Below are 6,031 nucleotides of genomic sequence, written 5' to 3' on the forward strand. Positions count from 1 at the left end.
AAAATGGCTAATATTATTTTTATCGACAATTTTGACTCATTTACCTACAACCTTGTAGACCAGTTTCGCTCTTTGGGTCATAACGTGACCATTTATCGTAACAATATTGCGGCGCAAAACATTGAACATGCGGTTAATCAACTTGAAAATCCGGTTGTTTTACTCTCTCCAGGACCAGGAGCTCCCTCGGAAGCTGGTTGCATGCCAGAGCTTATCCAACGTTTAAAAGGAAAAGTACCGATGATTGGCATATGCCTTGGCCACCAAGCGATTGTCGAAGCGTACGGCGGTACCGTTGCAGGAGCCGGTGAAATCATCCACGGAAAAGTATCGATGATGGCACATCAAAACCATGCTATTTATCAACAGCTTCCATCACCACTAGCCATTGCACGCTATCACTCATTGGTTGCAACTCATGTTCCTAGCTCACTGACAGTAACCGCAGAAGTTGATGGACTAGTGATGTCTGTTGTACAAGAACAAGACAAAGTGTGCGGATTTCAATTCCATCCCGAATCTATTATGACAACACATGGCGCAACTTTGCTCGCCAATGCCATCGATTGGGCTTTAGCAGAACAGACAATTTAACCGGATTGAAAAGGACTTTTTATGGAACAGATCATTAATAAACTGTATGCCCAACAGTCACTATCTCAAGCAGAAAGCCAACAGCTATTTGACGTCATCATCCGTGGTGAGCTTGATCCGATCTTAATGGCCGCAGTACTAACGGCATTAAAAATTAAAGGTGAAACACCACAAGAAATAGCTGGTGCAGCCAAAGCACTGCTGGCAAATGCCTCACCATTCCCAAGACCAGATTACGATTTTGCCGATATCGTCGGAACCGGTGGTGATGGCTCAAATACTTTCAATATATCTACCACTGCCGCTTTTGTCGCTGCTGGTTGTGGAGTGAAAGTCGCGAAACATGGTAACCGAGGCGTATCGAGTAAATCTGGATCTTCTGACCTTCTTGACTCATTCGGTATTAACCTTGCGATGAGCGCGGAAGATACCCGCAAAGCAATCGATGATTTAGGCGTGGCTTTCTTATTCGCACCGCAATATCACGGTGGCGTTCGCTATGCGATGCCAGTACGTCAGACGATGAAAACGCGCACCATCTTCAATATATTAGGACCACTGATCAACCCAGCACGGCCCAATATTGAATTGATGGGTGTTTACAGCAAAGAACTGGTTCGCCCCATCGCAGAAACCATGTTACAAATGGGTTTAAAACGTGCAGCAGTTGTGCACGGCAGTGGTTTAGATGAAGTCGCTATACATGGCGAAACGCTAGTAGCAGAAATACGTGACGGTGAAATCATCGAATACACCCTTCGCCCAGAAGATTTTGGGGTCGACAGCTACCCACTTGAAGCAATTAAAGGCGGTGAGCCTGCGGAAAATAGAACCATTATTACCAACCTACTGACAGGAAAAGGCACTCCAGCTCAATTGGCTGCGGTTGCTGTCAATGTAGCTCTACTGCTTCGACTTTTTGGTCAAGAAAACCTTAAAGCCAATACAGAACAAGCTATAACGGTGATGAATTCGGGCAAAGCCTATGAGCTTGTCCAACAATTAGCGCAACGAGGTTAAGCCAAATGTCTGAGCAACTCTCTGAACATATTTCAACGCAACATACTCAGATGGCTGAAGTGTTGGCAAAAATCGTCAATGATAAATACCAGTGGGTGGCACAACGTAAAGCAGTACAACCACTGGCAAGCTTTGAACACTTACTGACTCCTTCAGATCGCTCTTTTTATCAAGCGCTCGATACAGGAAAAACCGCCTTTATTTTAGAATGTAAAAAGGCATCACCATCTAAGGGATTGATTCGTGAAGATTTTGATTTGGATTACATCGCTTCCGTTTATAACGAGTATGCCAATGCGATTTCTGTTCTGACCGATGAAAAGTACTTCCAAGGTGATTTTGAGTTTTTACCGCGTGTTCGCTCGCAAGTAAGCCAACCTGTTATCTGCAAAGATTTCATGGTTGATACGTATCAAGTCAATTTAGCTCGCCATTATGGCGCTGATGCCATCCTATTGATGCTTTCGGTGCTCGACGATAGGCAGTATCAAGAGCTTGCAAACCTAGCTCATGCTCTTGGGATGGGCATTCTTACCGAAGTCAGCAATGAGGAAGAACTTCACCGCGCGGTCGCATTAAAAGCGAAAGTGATTGGTATCAATAACCGTAACTTGCGTGATCTTTCTACCGATCTCAATCGCACTAAGCAACTCGCACCTTTATTGCCCAAAGAAACCATCATCATTTCTGAATCGGGAATTTATACCCACCAACAGGTGCGCGACCTCGCCCAATATGCCAATGGCTTTTTAATCGGCAGTTCGCTAATGGCTGAAGACAATTTGGAACGAGCTGTTCGTAAAGTCACATTGGGTGAAAATAAAGTGTGTGGCTTAACTCACCCAGACGATGCAGCTAAAGCCTACCAAGCAGGGGCTGTATTTGGCGGATTAATTTTTGTGCCACAGTCAAAGCGGTGTATCGATGTTGAAACGGCCAGTTCAATCATCAACAGTGCCCCTTTGCATTATGTGGGTGTTTTCCAGAATCATCAATTTGAATACGTCGCACATACTGCATCAACACTCGCACTGCATGCGGTACAGTTACATGGCGATGAAGATCAAACTTATATTGATTCATTAAGAACAGCCTTACCAGACAACATCGAGATTTGGAAAGCTTATGGTGTAAGTGATCATTTACCGACTTTCATTGAGCATAACGTTGATCGCCACTTACTCGATGCCAAAGTTGGCATGCAGTCTGGCGGAACTGGAACCAGTTTCAATTGGCAACTGTTGACCAATATCAGAGATGTCATGTTAGCGGGTGGGATATCGGCAGACAATGCCCAGCACGCGGCCAGTTTTGGCTGCTTAGGGTTAGACCTAAATTCCGGAGTAGAAAGTGAGCCTGGAAAAAAAGACCTGCACAAGCTGACCCAAGCTTTCAGCGAGATTAGAAATTATTAATAACACATTTATTACCGTTGAATCGCTCAGCGGTAAAATAGAATAAGGAATACAATTATGGCTAAGCTCGATGCTTATTTTGGTGAGTATGGTGGTCAATATGTGCCACAGATTTTAGTACCCGCTCTCGATCAATTGGAACAGGCTTTTATTGATGCACAAGAAGATGAGCAATTTCGCTCAGAATTTATGTCTCTGCTTCAAGAATACGCAGGCCGCCCAACTGCACTAACCCTGACTCGCAACTTGGTTAAAGGGACTAAAACGAAACTGTACCTCAAACGTGAAGATCTACTGCACGGCGGCGCACACAAAACCAACCAAGTACTAGGCCAAGCACTGTTAGCTATGCGTATGGGCAAGAAAGAGATCATTGCTGAAACCGGTGCAGGTCAACATGGTGTAGCAACAGCACTAGCATGCGCATTACTCGGTTTAAAATGTCGTGTCTACATGGGAGCAAAAGACGTGGAGCGCCAAAGTCCCAACGTGTTTCGTATGAAACTCATGGGGGCAGAGGTCATCCCTGTACACTCCGGTTCTGCCACCCTAAAAGATGCATGTAATGAAGCTTTACGTGATTGGTCTGCCAGTTATGAAACAGCTCACTATTTATTAGGCACTGCCGCAGGCCCTCACCCGTTTCCTACCATTGTCCGTGAATTTCAGCGTATGATCGGCGAAGAAACTAAGCTGCAAATTTTAGCACGTGAAGGTCGACTACCAGATGCAGTGATTGCCTGTGTTGGTGGTGGTTCTAACGCCATCGGTATGTTTGCTGACTTTATTGAAGAAAAGGAAGTACGTTTGATTGGTATTGAACCTGCAGGTAAAGGCATTGACACCGACCAACATGGCGCGCCACTAAAGCATGGCAAGACTGGCATTTTCTTTGGAATGAAATCTCCACTAATGCAAGACGAGAATGGCCAAGTTGAAGAATCTTATTCTGTATCCGCAGGCCTTGATTTCCCATCGGTCGGTCCACAGCACGCATATCTTCATTCAATTGGTCGTGCTGAATACGACAGTATTACCGATGACGAAGCGTTAGAGGCATTTCAAGCCATTGCACGTAACGAAGGTATTATCCCTGCATTAGAATCGTCACACGCTGTCGCTCACGCAATTAAGATGGCTTACGCTGAACCAGACAAAGAGCAGCTATTGGTTGTCAACCTATCCGGTCGTGGCGACAAAGACATATTCACTGTTCATAAATTGCTAGAAGAAAAAGGAGCGTTGTAATGGATCGCTATCAAACTCTATTTCAGCGCTTAGCTGATAAAAATCAAGGTGCTTTTGTGCCATTCGTTACCATTGGTGATCCAAACCCAGAGCTGTCTTTGCAAATCATGCAAACGTTAGTAGATGCAGGTGCCGATGCATTAGAGCTCGGGATGCCATTCTCAGACCCACAAGCTGACGGGCCGACAATACAAGGGGCAAACATTCGAGCGCTCGAAGCAAATACAACACCAGACATCTGCTTCGACCTGATCCGTAAAATTCGTGAGCAGCATCCTGACTTGCCAATTGGTCTGCTGATGTACGCCAACCTAGTGTACTCAAGAGGTATCGATAATTTCTATCAGCGTTGTCAAAGTGCAGGCGTTGATTCCGTACTCATCGCTGATGTTCCAACTAACGAAAGCCGAGATTTTGTCGCCGCTGCCGAGAAGTATGGGATTCACCCAATCTTTATTGCACCGCCAACAGCCAGTGACGAGACACTAGAATCGGTTGCGAAGCTTAGCGGTGGTTATACCTACTTACTTTCTCGATCGGGTGTAACTGGAACTGAAACCAAAGCGAACATGCCAGTTCATGCACTACTTGACCGACTGAATCAATTTGACGCACCGCCTGCTCTACTGGGTTTTGGCATCTCGGAACCAGCTCAAGTTAAGCAAGCCATTGAAGCTGGCGCTGCGGGGGCAATATCAGGCTCTGCTGTAGTTAAGATTATTGAACAAAACATTGCTCAACCACACGAAATGTTAACTGGTCTTAGCAAATTTGTATCAAGCATGAAAGCGGCGACCATCCGATAATTATTCATCCAAACTTCGCTATGAGATCGATTTCTTACTCCAAAGTGGAAATCGATCTTTTTATTAACATGTAAACCCGACAGATAAAGCATTCGCCAGCTCCGCAAAACACAAATCCACATTCACCACGACAATAGCAATCGTTTACCCACGCGTTAAATACCATTTTAAATCAACTTACTATCAATATTATTGTCAATTCACTTTCATGCAATGTTGCTAAATGTGAAATATCCGTGTAAAAAGCTATGCGAGATATTTATCCTACATTTGTTATTTATATAGTGGGTAATACTGGGATTTTACAATTAATTAGCACAGAGGTTATGGAAGTGTTAAAAGAAAAGAGTTTACTAAGCAACATTGGCGTTCAAGTCGTCATTGCTATGATCGTTGGTACCGCCGTTGGTGCCATGATGGGGCACGAGGCGGCAATGTTTGCCCCACTCGGCGTGATTTTTATCAACCTAATTAAAATGCTAGTCATCCCATTGGTTGCTGTTGCATTAATTTCTGGTGCTGCAGGCCTTGGTGATAGCCAATCAGCAGGAAAAGTTGGGGCGGTAACTTTAGGCTACTTTGCTGTAACTTCAGCACTAGCAGTTGCTCTAGCACTACTGATGGGTGAAGTGTTCCAACCAGGTATTGGTATCGATGTGTCCGGTGTAGAGGGGATGTTTTCTGCCGAATACGCATCAAAAGGTGAATTACCTACTTTTTGGGCGACCATCACAGGTATGATTCCAACCAATGTTTTCCAATCACTGAACAATGCAAACATTCTACAGATTCTTGTCTTCTGTCTATTTTTCGGTGTTGCCATTTCCAAGCAAAGCAAAGAAAAGCGTGATCCAATCATCAATGGCGTAAACGTTATTGTTGATGCGATGGTTTGGATGATCAATATAGTAAAAAGTAAAGTTCAGCATACCCCAAACAACTTAACCC

At 44.5% G+C, this 6,031-nt stretch carries 6 protein-coding genes; all 6 read left to right on the plus strand.

Annotated elements, in window-relative coordinates; all coding sequences use genetic code 11:
• The first annotated feature begins 3 nt into the window (after positions 1 to 3).
• A complete protein-coding gene (locus tag HGG78_RS07035; RefSeq protein WP_053309319.1) occupies positions 4 to 594 on the plus strand; it encodes an aminodeoxychorismate/anthranilate synthase component II in 591 nt (196 codons plus the stop codon).
• A gap of 21 nt (positions 595 to 615) precedes the next feature.
• Positions 616 to 1,614, plus strand: coding sequence for an anthranilate phosphoribosyltransferase (trpD, locus tag HGG78_RS07040; protein WP_172532424.1), 999 nt, complete (start codon positions 616 to 618; stop codon positions 1,612 to 1,614).
• A gap of 5 nt (positions 1,615 to 1,619) precedes the next feature.
• A complete protein-coding gene (gene trpCF, locus HGG78_RS07045; protein WP_053309317.1) occupies positions 1,620 to 3,029 on the plus strand; it encodes a bifunctional indole-3-glycerol-phosphate synthase TrpC/phosphoribosylanthranilate isomerase TrpF in 1,410 nt (469 codons plus the stop codon).
• A gap of 57 nt (positions 3,030 to 3,086) precedes the next feature.
• On the plus strand, positions 3,087 to 4,277 hold the full coding sequence (trpB, locus tag HGG78_RS07050; protein WP_053309316.1) for a tryptophan synthase subunit beta: 1,191 nt from the start codon (positions 3,087 to 3,089) through the stop codon (positions 4,275 to 4,277).
• Positions 4,277 to 5,083, plus strand: coding sequence for a tryptophan synthase subunit alpha (gene trpA, locus HGG78_RS07055; protein WP_053309315.1), 807 nt, complete (start codon positions 4,277 to 4,279; stop codon positions 5,081 to 5,083). The genes trpB and trpA overlap by 1 nt, the downstream gene beginning before the upstream one ends.
• A gap of 326 nt (positions 5,084 to 5,409) precedes the next feature.
• On the plus strand, positions 5,410 to 6,031 hold a 622-nt coding region (locus HGG78_RS07060; RefSeq protein ID WP_172532425.1), incomplete at its 3' end, for a dicarboxylate/amino acid:cation symporter.

The sequence above is a fragment of the Vibrio aestuarianus genome (assembly GCF_012395185.1).
GTDB lineage: Bacteria > Pseudomonadota > Gammaproteobacteria > Enterobacterales > Vibrionaceae > Vibrio > Vibrio aestuarianus.

Excerpts from the sequence above, each read along its gene's own strand:
- HGG78_RS07035 (WP_053309319.1), top strand. The coding sequence starts at position 4 with ATGGCTAATATTATTTTTATCGACAATTTTGACTCATTTACCTACAAC.
- trpB (WP_053309316.1), top strand. The coding sequence starts at position 3,087 with ATGGCTAAGCTCGATGCTTATTTTGGTGAGTATGGTGGTCAATATGTG.
- trpCF (WP_053309317.1), top strand. The coding sequence starts at position 1,620 with ATGTCTGAGCAACTCTCTGAACATATTTCAACGCAACATACTCAGATG.
- trpA (WP_053309315.1), top strand. The coding sequence starts at position 4,277 with ATGGATCGCTATCAAACTCTATTTCAGCGCTTAGCTGATAAAAATCAA.
- trpD (WP_172532424.1), top strand. The coding sequence starts at position 616 with ATGGAACAGATCATTAATAAACTGTATGCCCAACAGTCACTATCTCAA.